At 41.8% G+C, this 18,167-nt stretch carries 16 protein-coding genes; 9 read left to right on the top strand and 7 right to left on the bottom strand.

Annotation, left to right across the window (positions count from 1 at the left end):
- Nucleotides 1-51 precede the first annotated feature (51 nt).
- The 3 genes from APB76_RS18265 to APB76_RS18255 all read right to left on the bottom strand — a co-directional run bounded on the left by APB76_RS18265 (nucleotide 52) and on the right by APB76_RS18255 (nucleotide 4,350).
- Nucleotides 52-1,206: an insulinase family protein gene (locus tag APB76_RS18265; RefSeq protein WP_054962238.1), complete on the bottom strand. Its 1,155-nt coding sequence runs from the start codon at nucleotides 1,204-1,206 to the stop codon at nucleotides 52-54.
- 252 nt (nucleotides 1,207-1,458) lie between these two features.
- Complete coding sequence (locus APB76_RS18260) at nucleotides 1,459-3,234, bottom strand: EAL domain-containing protein (RefSeq protein ID WP_054962237.1); 1,776 nt, start codon at nucleotides 3,232-3,234, stop codon at nucleotides 1,459-1,461.
- 318 nt (nucleotides 3,235-3,552) lie between these two features.
- Complete coding sequence (locus APB76_RS18255) at nucleotides 3,553-4,350, bottom strand: substrate-binding periplasmic protein (protein ID WP_074181732.1); 798 nt, start codon at nucleotides 4,348-4,350, stop codon at nucleotides 3,553-3,555.
- Nucleotides 4,351-4,460: 110 nt separating this feature from the next.
- Here APB76_RS18255 and APB76_RS18250 point away from each other — a divergent pair, with 110 nt between their 5' ends.
- The 5 genes from APB76_RS18250 to vctC all read left to right on the top strand — a co-directional run bounded on the left by APB76_RS18250 (nucleotide 4,461) and on the right by vctC (nucleotide 8,677).
- A complete protein-coding gene (locus APB76_RS18250) occupies nucleotides 4,461-4,883 on the top strand; it encodes an RNA-binding S4 domain-containing protein (protein WP_054962235.1) in 423 nt (140 codons plus the stop codon).
- Between the two features lie 168 nt (nucleotides 4,884-5,051).
- Nucleotides 5,052-5,963, top strand: a complete 912-nt coding sequence (locus APB76_RS18245) for a siderophore ABC transporter substrate-binding protein (RefSeq protein WP_054962234.1) — start codon at nucleotides 5,052-5,054, stop codon at nucleotides 5,961-5,963.
- Between the two features lie 72 nt (nucleotides 5,964-6,035).
- Nucleotides 6,036-6,971, top strand: a complete 936-nt coding sequence (gene vctD / locus APB76_RS18240; RefSeq protein ID WP_054962233.1) for an iron chelate uptake ABC transporter permease subunit VctD — start codon at nucleotides 6,036-6,038, stop codon at nucleotides 6,969-6,971.
- The gene (gene vctG, locus APB76_RS18235) at nucleotides 6,964-7,914 is read left to right on the top strand and encodes an iron chelate uptake ABC transporter permease subunit VctG (protein WP_049843039.1); all 951 of its coding nucleotides are present in this window, start codon (nucleotides 6,964-6,966) and stop codon (nucleotides 7,912-7,914) included. Before vctD ends, vctG begins: the two co-directional genes overlap by 8 nt.
- A gap of 7 nt (nucleotides 7,915-7,921) precedes the next feature.
- Nucleotides 7,922-8,677: an iron chelate ABC transporter ATP-binding protein VctC gene (gene vctC / locus APB76_RS18230; RefSeq protein WP_054962232.1), complete on the top strand. Its 756-nt coding sequence runs from the start codon at nucleotides 7,922-7,924 to the stop codon at nucleotides 8,675-8,677.
- A gap of 52 nt (nucleotides 8,678-8,729) precedes the next feature.
- On the opposite strand, the gene cueR is transcribed toward vctC, so the two are convergent.
- From cueR to APB76_RS18215, 3 genes are all read right to left on the bottom strand, one after another.
- Entirely contained in the window at nucleotides 8,730-9,125 is a 396-nt protein-coding gene (cueR, locus tag APB76_RS18225) for a Cu(I)-responsive transcriptional regulator (protein WP_049843037.1), read from the bottom strand.
- 162 nt (nucleotides 9,126-9,287) lie between these two features.
- Nucleotides 9,288-10,340 (bottom strand): porin, encoded by a 1,053-nt coding sequence (locus APB76_RS18220; protein ID WP_049843434.1) that lies wholly within the window; start codon nucleotides 10,338-10,340, stop codon nucleotides 9,288-9,290.
- A gap of 301 nt (nucleotides 10,341-10,641) precedes the next feature.
- On the bottom strand, nucleotides 10,642-12,249 hold the full coding sequence (locus APB76_RS18215; RefSeq protein WP_054962231.1) for a putative bifunctional diguanylate cyclase/phosphodiesterase: 1,608 nt from the start codon (nucleotides 12,247-12,249) through the stop codon (nucleotides 10,642-10,644).
- Nucleotides 12,250-12,535: 286 nt separating this feature from the next.
- Between APB76_RS18215 and APB76_RS18210 the strand changes: the two genes are divergently transcribed.
- On the top strand, nucleotides 12,536-13,729 hold the full coding sequence (locus tag APB76_RS18210) for an acetate/propionate family kinase (protein ID WP_054962230.1): 1,194 nt from the start codon (nucleotides 12,536-12,538) through the stop codon (nucleotides 13,727-13,729).
- A gap of 76 nt (nucleotides 13,730-13,805) precedes the next feature.
- Here the strand turns inward: APB76_RS18210 and APB76_RS18205 are convergent, their stop codons facing one another.
- Nucleotides 13,806-14,777, bottom strand: coding sequence for an integron integrase (locus APB76_RS18205; protein ID WP_049843034.1), 972 nt, complete (start codon nucleotides 14,775-14,777; stop codon nucleotides 13,806-13,808).
- Between the two features lie 723 nt (nucleotides 14,778-15,500).
- Between APB76_RS18205 and APB76_RS18200 the strand changes: the two genes are divergently transcribed.
- The 3 genes from APB76_RS18200 to APB76_RS18190 all read left to right on the top strand — a co-directional run bounded on the left by APB76_RS18200 (nucleotide 15,501) and on the right by APB76_RS18190 (nucleotide 17,464).
- On the top strand, nucleotides 15,501-15,956 hold the full coding sequence (locus tag APB76_RS18200; RefSeq protein ID WP_054962229.1) for a GNAT family N-acetyltransferase: 456 nt from the start codon (nucleotides 15,501-15,503) through the stop codon (nucleotides 15,954-15,956).
- A gap of 134 nt (nucleotides 15,957-16,090) precedes the next feature.
- On the top strand, nucleotides 16,091-16,864 hold the full coding sequence (locus tag APB76_RS18195) for an NERD domain-containing protein (protein WP_054963659.1): 774 nt from the start codon (nucleotides 16,091-16,093) through the stop codon (nucleotides 16,862-16,864).
- 144 nt (nucleotides 16,865-17,008) lie between these two features.
- Entirely contained in the window at nucleotides 17,009-17,464 is a 456-nt protein-coding gene (locus APB76_RS18190; protein ID WP_054963658.1) for a hypothetical protein, read from the top strand.
- Nucleotides 17,465-18,167: the final 703 nt, after the last annotated feature.

The raw sequence follows: 18,167 nt of genomic DNA, 5'->3' as shown, positions 1-18,167 counted from the left end.
AAAAAACCAGTCACTAATCGACTGGTTTTTTTACTTTAGGATGAGCGAAAATTACAAAAATACGCTCTTTTCCGCAGACCAAGTTTTCTCGAACTCTTTACTCACATCGTACTCGTTTAGGTGAGCAACGTGGAAGTTAAGCAAATCGAGATCATAAGATGGCTCTGTATAAACTGTGCCTAAACTGATCGCTGCTACTAGGCGGTCTGCCTGCTCAGCTGCGTAATGCTCACTACCTTGACGAGTTTGACGCTGGAGTTGTTCGCGCAGTTGGCTAACCACCATTTCATATTCAACTTGAGTGAATCCGGTCGCAATAGCGCGTTTGATTTCTGTCTCGACCAGCTTCTCGGCATCTGATTTCTCATCGGCAGACATTTCGGTCACACGGACTTGAGACAGCACACGGTGATCGAAAAGCACTTCATTGTCGACTGTCACTTTTGCTTGGGACTGCTGTTGCTCAAGCGCCTTCTGGATACGTTGCTCTAGTAATTTGTTTGCGACAGTAGTGAGTAGTATCTCTTTGCGGTGAAGTTTACTGTCTTGCTCGTCTGCCAGCGTTTTCAACGTTCTCACGGCGAAGCTAGTGTCATTGGCTGACTCTGACTGAAGATAAGAATCTAAGTCAACACCGTGTCCTTGAGCTTTGAGTGAAACTGGAGTTTTCACCCAATCGGAGAACTGGCGTTGGATCAATTTGATTGTTTGCCTAGTGTTTACACCACCAGTAATAATGACTGTCGTATTCTGAGGGACATAAAATTTGCTCTTGAACCCATTACTGCTTGACTGGCGAACTAAGCCTTGTCGAATTGCAGCAAGATTAGTTTCAATAGATGTTTCATCAGCATGCGCTAGATCTAAGCTAAATACAGTCTGTTCTAGTTCGGTTGAAGCTTTCCAGTCGCTACTTTCAACACAAGACTGCGCCGCGAGGCGAGCCGAAGCGTCGTGTTCAAGTGACTGTTGCGCTGAGCCCGAACCAATACGGACGCGTAGAGACACTTCATCTGAGTTGCGGGTGGTCGGCAATACAACAAATCGCAGACCGTTATTTAGCTGAGCAACTTTGGTGCTGGTCGGCATCTGAATATCAGTATGCTCAAACCACAACGCAGAATTACTAGAAGCGTTAACAACGGGTGAAAAAATCAGACTAGCAGAGAGTGCTGCACCGATCAAACTACGTAATGAATAAGACACTTTGTACTCCAGAAACAAGAAAAACAAATATTTCCGTGTTCAATAATAACGATAATCTATAACGTTATCAGTGTGTTATCTTTCCTTGAATAAGAAGAATGGCTTCTTAGTACACCAAAGCCTTGTTTCGCGAACCTTGCGAGGCCTATGAACTGGTTTATAAATTTGTATGAATTCTCTACAACTAGAGTTAATTAGTCAAATAGAATTATGAATTGGGTGAATGAGTCTCAGAAATAAGATGGCGTGGAATTAGATTTTTGTATAGTGGCTAGCGCTGGCCACTGAAAGAGGTTTTGCGAACCAATAGCCTTGAAGGTAAGCGGCTCCCATGTCTGTGAATACGCGTTGCATCGCTGCGTCTTCAATCCCTTCAATGACAATATCGATATTGTAAGAGTTGCAAAGTTTAGTAATAAAAGAGAGGTATTCAAAGGTTACCGGGTTTTCAAGTGAACGCCACGCGATCGATTTGTCGATTTTAATCTGCGAAAGTGGCAGGTCAAAAAAGCTATTGAGCGAACTATAACCTGCACCAAAATCATCTAACGATAATTGAAACCCTAGCTGTTTAAGTCTATTAAGTTGTGCTATTGCGTCTTTATTATCATCAAGGATAATGGTTTCAGTCAGTTCAAGTACAATCGCATTGGCGTCAACACCATACTCTTGGGTCATTTTCTTCACATTATCTGGGAATTGTTGACTGAGAAGTTGGAGCACAGAGACGTTGACGTTGACTTTGATAGAGTCACTGTGGGTTTGCTGGTATTTGTTGATAAAACGGCAGGCTCGCTCAAAAACAAAATAACCCAGTTCACTAATGAGGCCTTTTTTTTCTGCAACGGTGATAAATTCGTCGGGGTAGATCTCTCCGATTGTTTCACTGCGCCAACGAACTAAGCTTTCAAAACTGGCCACTTTTTCAGATCTGCAGCAAACGATGGGTTGAAACTTGACAGACAACTTACGATTACGGATAGCATTGCCCAGTTCTTGTTCAATATAAAAGTGTCGGTCTACTTGAGTTTTAGTGGTCGTAGTATAAACGCGAATGTGCGGTTCTGGTTGTGTGGTGGCGAACTGGCATGTTTGCGCGGCGACTTTAACAATTTCATCGGTAGCTGTTTCAGATGGAATATTCGGGTAGATCCCAATACTAATTTCATCTGCGTACAGAAACTCTATGCTTTTTACGGCGTCCGCATAGGCTTGACTAATACGTTTTGCTAATTTGACTAGCGACGCTTCGTCGTATTCACCACGAACAATGATTGCAAAATCATGCGATTGAATACGGTACATGTCGACAAACTGCTCAGGAAACTCGCCGAGAATCTTCGTTAAATGAGAGAGAAGGTTGCGCATTATTTGCGAACCGTAAAGTGTTTGGTAAGATCGTGTTACCCCAGGTTGGATATACATCAAATGATGAGCTTCATCGGTGATCAACTTGAGATTATCGAGATCCATTGCAAGCTTTTGTTCGTTTGACAACCCAGATGAGCCATCGCGAAAAGAGGACTGCTGTACGTAAGACTCCATCAATTTTCTATCAGAAATATCTCTATGACAGCCGATCATGAAGCGTTGTCCATTGACGGTTTTAGTGACAGCAGTGCCTTCTAACCATATATATTGACCATTGGTACAACGAATACGATATTGGACTGTAACGCGTGACTCATCTTCTTGAATATGCTCGCCGACTCGTGTTCCCAACGATAACTGATCTTGAGGGTGCACAAGGTCTAACCATGTTTGTAAGTTAGTCTGTCCGGACTCAATGCCAAAACGAGAGTAGAATGAAGGGTTATAAAAGCAGACGTTGTCGCTGTCCGTCATGTAGAAGATGCCATCATTGAGGACATCAATCATATGACGAAAATGGTTATTCATAAGATCATCTAGCTCAGCACCAGTTAGGCCGAGAGCCGAGGACTCTATCTTATCTACAATTTCTTCCTCAATCTCGGAAACTAAGGACAGATTTGGATTTAAGGCAACGCTGTCAATCGAATGAGCCATTGAAGATGTACATACCTGATTAGCCGTTGATTTATTTTTATTGCGTGATCTTTAATGTTCTTATAATCACTTATCATGCTAGTAATACAGCAATTGAGTTTTGATCTCTAGCCGCTAAATCGCGTTTTTAACGCGTCGTATGAAAATTTTTAACGATTGCTCACAGAGTGCACAAACTTTTGTCGATTTACTTGAAAATCTTGCAATACATACTTGAGCTAAGAAGCCTCTGATTTAATGGCGAACAGAAGATGCCTATTCAATTCTATCGATGAAATGAACTTAACGGATTACTTTCGGCCAAGGAGAGGTAAGCTTTTATTCTTGATTTTGAAGATAGTTAGACATAATTTGCTCGACCGTGCCATCGTTCTTAAGTTCTTCTAAAGTCTGATTGAATTGCTTGATAAAATCATCTTTGTAGGGGTAACGATTTGTTGTGATGTTGGTAAACCCTAAATAACCTTGTTCGCCACCGACTGATGTACCCAAGGTGAGCGTCCAGTTTGGTCTGACCATTCCCTCTTCCGTGAGGAGCTTGATCTCCCACAGAATAGACAGCCTATCATTGATATAACAATCAGTGCGATTTTTATATAAGTTGAGGATGTTAGCACGATTGCCTTTTGCTTCTTTTAAGAAGATTTTTCCCTGCTTAACCGCGTCCCAGAACTCTGTGCCTCCAAGAGCAAACGCTTCATTGATGCCGATCGTTAATCCTAAGTAGTCTGAAGGCCAATGCTCTAATGAGCGATTCATTACGCTATCTGGCTGACAATATACAACCACCTCTTCATTTAAAATTGGACTTGAGTAGGGAAAAATGTACGGGCGTTTGTCGGTGTAGTAATAAGGGGGATAAAGCGCAAACCCTTCCCCCACTTCTAGGAGTTTAAGTCCGCGTTTCCAAGGGACAAGGGTTATCTTGACTCGATAGCTTGGCATTTCTTTAAATACTGCATTAAGGATGTCGGTATAAATACCTTTTGCCTCTCCGTTTTCTATATAGCTATAAGGTGGGTAGGCGTCATCTCCATACACAACGACACTGGTGGGCGGATGATAAGCCCCTACGGCACTGTTCAGAAAAACCAAAAGAAGAAACGGCCATCTCACCACGTTCAAACCTTACCTGTATCTTATACTTATTGTTAACTTTAGTTTATTTATCGAGATATTGAGATTAGACTCTCTGTTTTGTTAAAAAATGACCATAAGGCATCGTAATGGATCAAGACTACGAACATGGCGAAGAGATTGAAATTGAAGCGATTGGTATTGAGGTGTCTTCGCAACCAATTGAATTATATAAAGTATTTAAAATAGCCAATCTAGTCGGTGGGGGTGGTGAGGCAAAGCACCTTATTGCTGAGGGCTACGTCGCAGTAAACGGAGAGTTGGAGACTCGTAAACGTCGTAAGCTATACGATGGCGATTTTTTTGAGTTTAACCAAGAGTATTACGTGGTTGTATGTGATGCGCCTGTAACTGAACCAGAAGATAAGCTCAAAAAAGCTGACAATGCGGCTAAGCAGGCTCCAGCTAAAAGTCGCAAACCGTCAGCAGGTAAAGCGAAACAGAACAAGAGCAACGAAGAAAAGGCAACCCCAAAAGCAGGTAATGGCCGCTCATCGATAGACTTCTTCTAGGGCACAAGATATTTAATACCAAAGGAGCGATGTTCGCTCCTTTTGTGTTTGTAGCTACTTGAATTCTTCTTCACATCAATTCTAACTGTGTAAATAACGTAAATTAGCGATGACACAACCATAAATCTAAATGATAATGGATTTCATTAGTGATTATGGAGTGACACGATGAAGTTGTCTGCACTGGCATTAGCCACAGGATTATTAGCATTAGGCGCTAATGCGAAAATGGTCGAAATTGAACACGCCCAAGGTACAACCAAGTTAGAATCAAGCCCTGAGCGAGTGGTCGTGATTGGGTTGGGCGCGTTAGATACTGTAAAGGCGTTTGGTATTGAGCCAGTCGCGCTATCAACAGTGAGCATGTTCCCAGACTACCTTGCCCAATACCGTGATTACAAGTTCGTTTCTGCAGGTAGCCTGCATGAACCAGACTTTGAAACCATCTATACTCAAAAGCCAGACTTGATCATTGTGGGTTCTCGAGCAGCACCAAAGTACATAGAGCTGTCTGAAATCGCTCCAACCATCGTATTCGCCGCTGATTCCAATAAAGGCTACTGGGAAAGTACTCAAGAACAATGGCGTAATCTTGGTGAAGTATTTGATAAGCAAGAGTTTGTTGAATCGAAGATCGAACAGTTAGATAAAGAGTTCACGGCAATTCGTGCATTCAACCAAGCGAATAAAGTTGATGCGCTTACTGTAATGAGTGCTGGAGGTAACATCACGACTTTTGGTGCGCAATCGCGTTTTTCTGCAATATACAAAGATTTCGGCTTCAAAGAGACGGTAAAAGGGATTAAAGAAAGTCGTCACGGCGATCTCGTATCTTACGAGTTTATCCGAGAAAAGAATCCGTCAACCTTACTTGTTATCGACAAAGACGTTCTGATTAACAAAGGTAAGGGGAGTACGGTTAAACGAGACTTTGAAAATGACCTCGTTAAAGCAACCAACGCTTATCAGGAAAAAAAATTGGCTTACTTAGATATTAACGCTTGGTACCTTTCCATTGCAGGTATGCGTGCTACAGAGCAAATGATAGATGATGTGAACTTAGCCACAACGTCTAACTGAACAAGATAAGAATTATAAACATAGGCCTCAAGCACATGTTGCTTGAGGCTTTTGCGCTGAAGAGAAAAGTAAGTGAAGAAATTATTGCTGGCGCTAATTGTACTGAGTATTGCGTCACTGTTTGTTGGAGTAGGGCAGCTAAACCTTGCGTCTTTATTGGCAGGTGAACCTGATAGTTGGCATTTGTTTTGGGCCAGTCGAATTCCTCGACTTGTTGCTGTGCTACTTGCGGGGGCTGGTTTGAGCATTGCAGGTTTGATTATGCAGCAAATCAGCCAGAACCGATTTGCTTCTCCTTCGACTTCCGGCACGATTGAATGTGCGATGCTGGGATATGTGTTGAGCCTTGTCGTGTTTGGTAATGGCCAGCAACTATGGCTGATCTTTGGCGTGTCAATGGCAGGCACGCTGTTGTTTGTTCAGTTTATTAATCGGATTCAGTTTAAGAACGCCATTTTCGTCCCCTTGATCGGCATTATTTTTGGTAATGTTGTTGACTCTCTAGCTACCTTTATCGCTTACAAATACGATGCTTTGCAAAACCTGTCTAGCTGGACAGTGGCTAACTTTGCCAACTTATTACAGGGTGACTATGAGTTACTCTATATTGCCATCCCAGTGGCAATTTTCAGCTACCTGTATGCGGCAAGGATATCGGCAGTAGGTTTAGGTAAAGACTTTGCCACGAACCTTGGATTGAACTACCAACAAGTGTTAGTTATTGGTGTTTTACTGGTTTCGGTAATGTCGGCAACGGTGGTAATGATTGTTGGCATGTTACCTTTCTTAGGCTTGATTGTTCCCAATCTTGTTAGCCGCTTCTTTGGCGACAACCTGCGTAAAAACATACCCTTGACAGCCATTCTAGGGGCGTTAATTGTGCTGTGCTGCGATTTAGTCGGGCGCCTAATTATATACCCATACGAAATCCCTATCTCTACCATCATCAGTATCTTAGGTGGTACGGTGTTTATCTTCTTTATTCTTAAGGGACAAAAGCATGCTTGATAGGACCAAACTTATTGGGCTTGCCGTTATCGCAATTGCGTTTTGCTTTCTATTCATTGGTATTGGCCTCAACGCTGATAACTACCAGTACTTTTTATCCCGTCGGGTGCCCAAAGTACTTGCTATGGTGATTGCGGGTATAGCCATTGGACAGTCTTCACTTGTTTTTCAAACCATTACTCATAATCGTATACTAACGCCAAGCATCATGGGGTTTGATTCTCTGTACATGTTTACCCAAGTGCTGGTGGTGGTAATATTTGGCGGAATGAGTAGTCTTGCTCTGAACGCTTATTTTAACTTCAGTGTTTCTATTGTCGTGATGTTGGCTTTCTCAATACTTTTGTTTGGCTTCTACTTTAGAAGTGAGCATCAGAACCTTATGGTTTTGCTGCTGCTTGGGGTCATACTTGGGCAGTTATTTGGCAGTATTTCTTCTTTTTTTGTTATGTTGATGGATCCAAATGACTTTGCGTCTGTTCAGGCCAACATGTTTGCCAGTTTTAACAATGTCAAGGTAGAGTTAGTGTACTACTGCGCCCCCATATTAATCGTAATAAGCATTGTCTTGTATCGTTTACATCGCGTTCTGGATGTTTTCTGGCTTGATAAAGACAACGCAACAAGCCTGGGTATCGACGTCCAAAAAATTACCCTACAAGTGTTAGTGCTTAGCGCGGCGTTAATTGCTATTTCGACAGCATTGATCGGGCCGATAATGTTTTTTGGCCTGCTTGTCACTAATCTCACGCGCGAACTGTTCAAATCGTATCAGCATCAAGTGCTACTTATTGGTGTTTCACTGATTTCGGTGGCGTCTTTGCTCAGTAGTCAATGGATAGTCGAGAACGTATTTGGCTTCTCAACCACCATTAGCGTGGTGATCAACTTCGTTGGCGGTATTTACTTTTTAACCATGCTGCTGCGCAACAAAATCGTGTAGGTCTATTATGATTTCAATGAAAAACCTGACCAAAGTATTCGGTCAAACCAAGGTGGTTGATGGAGCCAGTGCAGAGTTCGAAAAAGGCATAGTTACATCAATCATTGGCCCCAATGGAGCGGGCAAGAGTACCTTACTTTCTATGGCGAGCCGTTTGGTCAGTAAAGATGCAGGAGAGGTTCTGATTGATTGTAAAGCACTTAGTCAGTGGGATACCAAAGCGCTAGCGAAAAGGTTGGCTGTTCTTCGTCAAGCAAACAACATCACTATGCGTTTTACGGTTAGAGAGTTGATTGCCTTTGGCCGTTTTCCTTATTCACAAGGTAAGCTAAACGAGCAAGATCACCTGGTTATCAATAAGGCGATTGAGTACCTAGATTTGGTAGAGATTCAGCACAAATTTTTAGATGAGCTGAGTGGTGGTCAAAGACAGTTATCTTTCATCGCAATGGTAATGGCGCAAGACACTGATTATGTCTTTTTGGATGAGCCATTAAATAACCTCGATATTAAGCACTCTTTGCAAATTATGCGCAATGTTGGGCGGTTGGCCCATGAGATGAATAAAGCGGTTGTGGTGGTCATTCATGACATTAACTTTGCCGCGTGCTATTCAGACAAAATTATCGCCCTTAAAAAGGGGAAGGTGGTTGCTCAGGGGCGTGTTGATGAGGTGATTCAATCCGACATTCTTGAGAGTATCTACGAAACACCATTTAATGTTATTGAGGTGGGTGGTAAGCGAATGTGTACCTACCATTAATCTTAGTTCGAACAATAAGAGCTCTAATGCTAAGGTTTTTTCACGATTAAGTTCATGATTCTTTTTTGATCAGGTCTTCAATAATCGGACAATCACTTCCTGCATCACCCGGGCAGGCAGTTACCCAGCTTTTGAGCTGTTTTTCGATCTCTTTCAACTCACGGATTTTAACTTTTACTTCTTGGAGCTTTTCTTTGGCTTTAGCTTTGACTTCGCTGCTCTTACGGTTTGGATTAGAAGCCAAATGGACGAATTCTTTACACTCTAGTAATGAAAATCCGGCATTTTTTGCGCGAGAGATAAGATTCAGCTGTTGCACGTGCTGTTGTGAGTATTCACGGTACCCTGACTCACTGCGTAGTGGAGCAGTAATCAAGCCCTTATCTTCATAGAGGCGGATTGATTTACTCGATAATCCGGTAAGTTTAGAGACCGCGCCAATATTCATAGCTATTCCTTAAAACAGAGTCGTTACGCTAGTACGGAGATGCGTAGGATCTTTTTACTACTTTTGCCCCTTAATTTAAAGCACTCGCAACAAAAAAAGCCCACCATTAAAAAAGGTGGGCAGCGCTGAAATGAAGTCAGCAGTTTGGACAGCTTTTAAAGCTTATAGGTAGTAACGAGCACCAATCAGCCACTTGTTATCTGTATCGCGGTTATTTTTATCGTTTAAGTCAAACTGATAAGCTGTGTAGCCGATAAACTTAGGAGAGAAGTTGTACTCTGCTTGTAGAGCCGCCTCTTCACGTGCAATACCTTTATCAGATGTTTTAGTTTCTTTACCTTCTACCTTCTCGTAGTTCACAATCAGGTTTAGGCTGTTTTCGAACGCGTAAGAGACTAGACCTTCGTATGCTGTGCTCTCTTCTAGAAGTTTAGCTGTCGTACTTCCATCATTGTTCATGTACTCGTTAGATGCATATACACCCGCTACATAGATGCCTTTACCGTAAGTACCGTATTTGGCAGAAACTAGGTGAGATTTAGCCTGCTCTTTCTTGGTTGAGTTGTCTTGAACAAAGTCACCTGTGTTATAGGTGTAACCAAGTTGAGCGCCGGCAATTGCATAGGTTAAAGCAGCTTGTACACGGTCATCGTATTTGATACCAGACTTAGCGCCGTTAATTTCAACTTGTTCGTCGTTAGTACCTTGCCAACCAAGGCCGAAAGACAGTTCACCCGCTTGGTCAAAGTCGAATCCGTTGCGGTAGCTGACCATTTTGTCAGCACGACCTGTACCTAGTGCACCGTGGTTGTCGTAGATAAAGTCGTTTGCGAACGCAATTGGCATATCTGCCACGCCTGCTACGTCGTAGTATGGTGCCCACTGAGTACCGACCACCGCGCGGCCGTAAGAGTCATGAGTCAGGCCAACGTAACCTAGTCGAGTCGTGAATGCATTTTCACCACCGTTAAGGTAGTTTAGTGCCCATTCACCTTTAGCGTCAGCAGTAAAACCGTTACCTAGAGCTTGGGTTGCATTGAAGTTGATACGTGGAGAGTTAGTACCAACATCCGCATCACCTTTTTCAGAATCGTTTACGTTTACCGAAACGTGACCACCGATAGAGAAAGTTGTGCCGTCGTTGTTGTAAAGCTCAACCGCAAAAGAAGAAGCAGAAACTGATGCGATAACAACCGCTAAAATCGTTTTTTTCATAATAAAGTCCATATCATTAAGCCTTAAATCGGCTTTTTTACTCGTGTTTGTACGATAAGAAGACTTTAAATTGAAAGTTCAAAATGTGTTTGAAAAAGAAACTAAAATGTTAAAACTGAGATATGCTCAATAATATCAATAAGATATTGGTGTAATGGCTTGTTACATTAGCTTTTTTTATTTGTGTGTCTTGCCATGAATTGGAAGAGTTTATATGACCGCGCTAAGTAATTGATTTTATATATTACTCTGTGCTCAGACCATGAAAGAAGCGCGACGCGGGCTGTTGCTATCTAGTGTGTTAGTTGACTTTGGCTAGCTCAGAAATAACGGGGGGATTATGCTGTAAAGTCCAGTTAATCACGCTGTGAAGAGCTAGAGGAGGGCTAAAGTAGAAGCCTTGAACAAAGTCACAATCGTGGCCTTTTAAGATATCAAGTACTTGCTGATCTTCTACACCCTCTGCAACGACGGTATAACCTAGTCCATGAGCAAGGGAAATAGCGTTAGATACTATCGATATGTTCCGTTCGTTCATTGCTAACTTGTACAAAAACGAACGATCGATTTTAATCTGGTCTACAGGAAGATCACGAAGTAGTGACAGAGAAGAATAACCTGTACCGAAGTCGTCTAAACTAATCTTAAATCCAAGCTTACGAATACTCTCTAATAGCGCTTCAGGGCTTCTCAAACGGTTTATCGCGGTGCTTTCTGTGATCTCAAGCACGATGTGTTGCGTGATGCTTTTGTTGGATTCAATCAATTTTAAGAGCTTTTCTTGAAGCTTGGAGCCCATTAAGTCTTTTGCTGATAGATTAACGTGAACCGGATATTGGAGTCCTTGGGCTTTAAATATTTGTATATCTTTCGTTACTTGTTCTAAAACCCAAGAAGTGATTGAGGTTATTTTATTGCTGTGTTCGGCGACAGGAATAAAATCTATCGGACTGACAGTGGCCCCATCTTTTGTGATCCAACGAATTAACGCTTCATAGCCACATACGACACCATGCGTAGCGGAGAGGATGGGTTGGTAGTAGAGCTGAAACTCATGGTCACTTAACGCTTTGTCGATATTTCTCGAAATCTCCAATTTGCGCCTAGCACCTTGGCTCATTTTATCGTTATAGATTGCGAATTGTCGCCCAGATTTTTTTGCCCAGTACATGGCAATATCAGCAGCGTTAATCATTTGCTCAGCATCTAAGCCGTGCGAAGGAAACTGGCTAATACCGATACTGGCACTGGTGGTTAACTCAAAGCCATCGACTGAAAAGGGAGGATGTAGTTCTTGGTTGATTCTTTTGGCCGCATATTTTATGTCTAACTCTTCCCTGTGAGGTACTATGACAATAAATTCATCTCCTCCTATACGAGCGATAAAATCTCCTTTTTCAAGAAGAGACCTAATTCGTTGACCAATTTGTACCAAAAGCTGGTCACCACAGAAATGCCCCATTCCATCATTGACTTGCTTGAAGTTCACTATATCGAGCAGCATTAGATCAAAAGGTTTGTTGTGCTCAATGAGCAAGTCTAGTGTCTCAATGCAATGTTTACGGTTGGGCAAGTTGGTTAAAGGATCATGTAGAGCATTATACTTTTCTTTTCTGACAATGGTTTTTAGTTGAACAATAGTGGTGAGACTGTAAGAGACTACAGTGTAAACAAAGATGCTGCCGCAGAAAAGTATCAAACTCAAGCCGAGCAAGATTGGGCTGATGGTTTGCTCTGTGAGTAACGAGAGCAGTACGATTGAATAACCAACGACAAAACTAAGAATTAGGCCATACAACCAGCGCCAACCAGCATGTTTGGTTTGTTTACAGATCTTTGTCGCTGTTTTTAAGCCTGCAACAAGCAAACAAAGGCCAATGAGTACAAAACTGATTGCTAGCGTAAACAAATCTACCTCTCAATGAGTATTTTTGAACCTTTTATTCGCCCAGTTTGATTATGCCAACGACGACTAGACGTAACTAAAGTGTAGTGCGTTCTGCTTAGTAATAAAAATAACATTAATTTTTCAGGGTGAAATAAATCCACTATTGCGATAGATCAACAAAAGTTTGTTTGATTTGTTGAAAAAGACTAATAAAAGTTGAAAGATTCAAAAAATATTGAATAATGAGTGCAACAACAATATAGAAGCGTAGCGCTTAAAACTCACAGTCTGAAACAGGAACAAATCCATGTCGAACTCGTTTGTGTTGGTCATTAACTCTGGTAGCTCTTCATTAAAATTTGCTGTAATTGACTCTAAGTCTGGTGATGCAATCGTCAGTGGCTTAGGTGAATGCTTTGGTTTGCCTGAAGCAGTCATTAGCTGGAAATACAACGGTGAAAAATCCGAAGAGTTAATTGATGCTCCAGATAACCATCATCAGCACGCGATCAACCGCATTGTTGCATTGATGGATGCTCTTGGTTTCACCAAAGATTTAGTTGCCGTGGGTCACCGTATCGTACATGGCGGGGAGAAGTTTACTTCTACTGTTCGTATCAATGATGAAGTGTTAGCTGAAATTGAAAATCTGTCTGATCTGGCACCGCTCCACAACCCTGCAGGCGCCAAAGGCATTGAAGCTTCTATGCAAGCTTTCCCAAGCCTTCCTCAGTTCGCTGTTTTTGACACTGCATTTCACCAAACAATGCCACAAAAAGCATTCACTGGTGCTATTTCAAACGAACTGTACAAAGAATATGGTATCCGTCGATACGGTTTCCACGGCACTAGCCACTATTTTGTAAGCCGTGAAGCGGCAAAAATGCTTGGTAAGCGAGTGGAAGATTCAAGCTTTATCTCTGTGCATTTAGGGAATGGCGCTTCTGTATGTGCGATTGCGAATGGTCAATCGGTTGATACGTCAATGGGCTTTACCCCACTCGCAGGCCTAATGATGGGTACGCGCTCTGGTGACCTAGATCCAGGCATTATCGAGTTCTTAATGAAGAAAGGCTGGAGCCAAGAGAAAGTATTCGAAACGCTTAATAAGAAATCTGGTTTCTTAGGTGTTTCAGGCTTAACTTCAGATGCTCGTGGTATTCTTGAAGCGATGGCTGAAGGCCATGAAGGTGCTAAGCTAGCATTCGACGTTTTCACCTACCGCGTAGCAAAATACATTGGCTCTTACATGATTCCACTAAGTAGTCTAGATGCCGTTATCTTTACTGGTGGTATTGGTGAGAATTCGTTAGATATCCGCCGTGAAATCTTAAGCAACCTTAAACTATTAGGTTTTGTTGAAGATGAAAAAGGCAACGAAGATGCGCGCTTTGGTAACGCCGGTATTATTGCTAAGTCTGAATTGCTAGGAGCGGTCGCTATGGTTGTCCCAACCAACGAAGAATTCGTAATCGCTCAACAGTCGGTAGAACTGCTGTAATCAAAATCGAAATCAGATAAAAAAAGCGAGCCTAAGTGCTCGCTTTTTCGATCAAATCAACTTTAATACTAGCTATTTAGCTGAGAAGATTTGAAAGCGGACTCTTAACACCATTTGCTCCTCTATCAATAATGTGGGTATAGATCTGAGTGGTTTTAACATCTGAGTGCCCTAATTGTTCTTGGACGGTTCTTATGTCTGCCCCGCTTTCGAGAAGGTGGGTTGCAAAAGAGTGTCGTAGCGTATGGCAAGATATGTCTTTTTCGATCCCAGCTTGTTTTGCGGCTAACTTAATGTGTTTTTGTAGGGAAGTATGGTGGATATGGTGTCGGCGTACGCTTTCTTTACGTGGGTCTGAAGATAATCTTTCAGAAGGAAACAGGTACTGCCAATTCAAGCTCATTTCTGCATTTGGGTATTTCCTTGCCAGAGATTCAGGCAGGTAACAGCCCGAGAAAGCATGGTTACACATATCTTGCTGATAAAATTCAGAGGAAATTCGCTGCTGTAGTTTTATCGCTGAAAATAGCTCAGGCGCTAAAGTAACAATTCGGTTTTTACCTCCTTTACCTTGCCAAACTCGCAGCGATTTATACTCGAAATCTATATCATGTATCCTTAGGCGAACGCACTCCATTAATCGTAACCCAGAGCCATACATTAACTGGTAGGGGAGTTTATACTTGGGTGCACAGTGTGAGAGCAGTTTTCTTATTTCTGATGGAGTTAAGACTGTAGGGAGCTTGCGAGATTTGTCTGACCGCCTAAATTGCATATCGAGATCAACAGGTTGCTGGATGATTTCCTTGTATAGGAAAACCAATGAATTTAGTGCTAGGCTCTGTGTTTTTTTCGCGATACTTTTCTGTGCAACTAAGTGGCTTAAGAAGTCTTCTACATGTTTGGTGTTCAGCTCTTTGGGGTGTTGTTTGTCGTGAAACAGTACGTATTGATGAATCCAGTAGACATATGCATCTACGGTTCGAAGCGCATAGTTTCTACCCAGCATATACTCACGAACGTAGGTTAAAAAAGGTGAATTGGACATCCCTTGTTACCTGTTTAAATATACATACCCCTTAGTTTGCCATAGAGCTTTCTACTATATAGATATGTTCTATATTTTGCGCATCAGGCGAAAGGAATACCAAGCTAAGTTACTGTTAGTTTTCAAATAAATGAGATATGGTTACACTTAAACAAAGGCTATATAGATAGAATCTGTAACAGTTTACAGACTTTTTCTGGCTAATAGCTGTTAGCTAGTATTTAAAGAAACTAGGGGCTTAAGTGCTCATGAATGTGGGGCTCTAACTTCACACTTGATAGTCCCAGGCCGCAAACTATCTCGCCAGTGGCACTGTTCGAAAAGTGCTTGAATTAACCAAAGTCAGCTTACTGGAGTGGTGTGTTTGTCTAATTCTTTGGCGTGGTTTCTTGGGTGTTGAAATGTTGCCTCAGCTAAATTTGCTTAGCGCACTTGGTAGTAGGCTTCTTCGAAAGCATTCTCTGCCAAGCATGCTTCATCAATTGTGTTTTGGTTTGCGAGCTGTCCAATGAGCATTGTCATTCAAAACCAATAATGTACTTCAAATTAGGCACTTGGGTGAAAAACGCAGCCTTCTGCGTAGCAGCTAACAAACTGCTCAAGACGGACTATCAACGCTCGGCAATTTTAGTTCTAGTCAGGTATAGTGTTTACGGCGGCTAGTTTAAGTATCGTGTTATGCGTTGCTAGCCACTTAGCAGGGCGTTAGCAGTATGGAGTTATATGAACGAATATCTTGAGCTAGATCTTCTTACTCTGAAATCTATTTCGGAGGATGCCGGAAGACCTATAGATGAGCTTGCCTACCTGAGTTCACTAGAAAATGCTGTATCTGATGGTTTATTGTTCGAATGCAGAAATAAGCACATGCTTCGGGGCTATTTCACTTTAAGAGAGCTATCACCCACTAGATGGTTTGTGCCGATGTTCGTAGTACATCCCGAACATCGAAATAGAGCTGTATTTATGTCCTTGTTTGCTCAATTGGCGCGTTTTCTAAATTCAAACAATGTGGAAATTCTTGTTAGTAATGTCCTTCGAAATAACAGGCTTTCAATAAATTTTCACCAGCGCTTAGGCTTTGAGGTAACTCGTGAAAATGACCTTGGGTATGAATTTAAGCTTATGTTGACAGATAGCGTGCGAAAAAGATGGAGTCATTTAGAAAAATACTGCTAACAAACTGCTTAAGACGGACTGCCAACGCTCGGCGAATTTACTTCAAAGTTTGTTCTGCGTTTACGGCGGCTTGTTTACGTTTTGTGTTATGTTGTCAGCCACTTAGCAGGGCGTTAGTTGAATAGGGAAAATCCGTGAATATTTTTGAAGCATTTCTTAATGTGCTTGCGCAAGTCTGGTATCTAGTGCCTTTATTGCTCATTGTTAGCGTTTTCAAAAGTAGGTGGCTAAAAGGTGTATTCGGTGAGTTTCTCGTGAACCGTCTTTTGTCCAAATTACCAGAGTCTGACTACACGCTAATAAAAGACGTAACGTTGCCGACTAGCGATGGTACAACTCAAGTCGACCATATTGTGGTTTCTAAATATGGCATCTTTGTCGTTGAAACTAAGAATATGAAAGGTTGGATATTTGGCTCGGCTCGCCAGAAACAGTGGACACAAAAGATTTACCGTCATTCCTCTAAATTTCAAAATCCACTGCATCAGAATTACAAGCACATAAAAGCTCTAGAAACCTTGCTAGGTTGCAGTGAAGAGCACTTGCATTCAGTTATTGTTTTCATCGGCGAAAGTACCTTTAAAACCGAAATGCCTCCAAACGTTACCTATGCTCGAGGAAGTATTCGATACATTCAGCAATTTAACGAGGTAGTGTTCTCTGACAAGGATTATGCTCGGTTAACTGAGTCTATAAACCAGATAAAGTTAAAGCGCGGAGTTATTACGGATTTAAAGCATCGTAAACATGTTAAAGAAGTTGTCACATCCAAAGCTAGCTCAAATCAGTGTCCCCGTTGCGGCTCTGAAATGGTGTTGCGTGAAACCAAGCGTGGTGAAAATATAGGTAAACAGTTTTGGGGTTGTTCAACTTTTCCCAAGTGTAGAGCGGTGAAACAATTCAACTAACAAGCATTTAAGACGGATTCTCAACGCTTGGCAATTTCAGCTTAGGTCAGCTTTAGTGCTAAAAGTGGCAAGGTTTAGGCTTGGGTGGTCGCGTTGTTCACCACTTAATGCGGCGTTATGCTTCTCAACAAGTAAGGAATAACTATGGCAGTAAGTGCTCCTAGTATTCAGGATGTTTTGAAAGGAATCGGGACTAAAGAATTTTGGATTGGTGGCTTTGTTATCGGAGCGCTTGTCTTTGGGCTCGGTCTTGCTTATTACAATGTTCAGACTGAGTTGGATAAGAAAAACCTAGAGTTAGCAACTAAAAACTTAGAGATGTATAAAATTCAATTTGAAAATGATAACAAACATCTTACTAGGGAGTTGAAAGAAGCACAAAATGAGTTGTCTGAATTGAAAACTCAGTATGCAAAAGTAGTTGAAAACCGAAACACACTATACAAACTGATGTCTGAACGATGTCAGGAACAAAGAAAGTATGTGAAAGCGCTTCAAGCTGACTATGGTTTTCAGACCAAGTACACAGCTAACTATGAGTATTTATCCATTTTAGAAAAAGTTATCGTTCAAATCGGTGAGTACGCCGAAAACTGTTAGCTTGGAACTTGAATCCAGAAGCATAACAAGAAATTTAAGAGTGATTCACAACGCTCGGCGCTTTCACTTCAAGCTAGTTTAGTGTTTATGGCACAATGCTTTAGGTGAGGTGTTAGCGTTGTTCACACCTTAATTTGGCGTTATAACTCATGAACTCACTCGAAATCTGAACCAGAAGGTTTGATGTTTCTTGAGTTGGGTAGTCTCATATCAGCTTAGGTTAATATTACGAGGCTATTATGAAATCTAGACAATGTCCCAAGTGCCAGAAAAATGTTGCATGTAGCTGGTTTTTTTTCAGTGCTCATTGGACGAAGTATCGCTGTGTTGAATGTGGTTCGCTGATGAAATGGAGTGGAAGGCGAGCTTATGTAGGGGCAATATGTGGTGGTTTCGCTGGTCCATTTATCATTTCTACACAATCTATCATTCCATCTACGTTTATTAGAATTTCAATCGCCGTTGTTTTTTCAATAGTTGTAGCAGCTTCTGTGACTAAGCAAATCGAGTACATCGATGAAACTGAGTTATAACAAACAATTCAACAGTGATTCGCAACGCTTGGCGCTCTCACTTCGGGGTGGATTTAGTGTTTATGGCGCAGTGTTTGGGTTCAGTGCTTGCGCTGCTCACACGTTAATTGGGCGTTAATAAGCTACTGTTAACGAATAGTTTTTAGGGTATGTAGTCCTTCATTGGCTGT

Source organism: Vibrio bivalvicida (assembly GCF_001399455.2).
Lineage (GTDB): Bacteria > Pseudomonadota > Gammaproteobacteria > Enterobacterales > Vibrionaceae > Vibrio > Vibrio bivalvicida.
This window is presented reverse-complemented; position numbering and strand designations above follow the sequence as displayed.